The following is a 284-nucleotide window of genomic DNA, read 5'->3' as shown; positions in this document are numbered from 1 at the left end:
GCCCGCGGCGGTGTACAGGCTGACCGCGTCGCCGGCCACCGCGGCGAACGCGGCGCCGGCGGCCAGGTGGGTGTCGTGCTGGCTGGTGATGTGCAGGTGTTCGCCGGCGAAGGCGGTGGCGCTGTTGGGCGTGGTCAGGGCGACGGCGCCGGGGCCCTCGAGCACGATGGCGGGCACGGCGAAGCGTTCGACCGGGTCGCCTCCGCTGCGCTGGCCGCCTTGCGGCTTGGTGGCGCTCTGGCCGTTGACGCTGCCGGCGTACTTGCCGTCCTGCCGCGGGTCGG

General features: G+C 76.1%; 1 protein-coding gene. It reads right to left on the bottom strand.

Going from position 1 to position 284, the window contains the following annotated elements:
• On the bottom strand, positions 1–284 hold a 284-nt coding region (locus ASG87_RS02090), incomplete at both ends, for a DUF2345 domain-containing protein (RefSeq protein WP_157510854.1).

The sequence above is a fragment of the Frateuria sp. Soil773 genome, from assembly GCF_001428405.1.
Taxonomy (GTDB): Bacteria; Pseudomonadota; Gammaproteobacteria; order Xanthomonadales; family Rhodanobacteraceae; genus LMSL01.
This window is presented reverse-complemented; position numbering and strand designations above follow the sequence as displayed.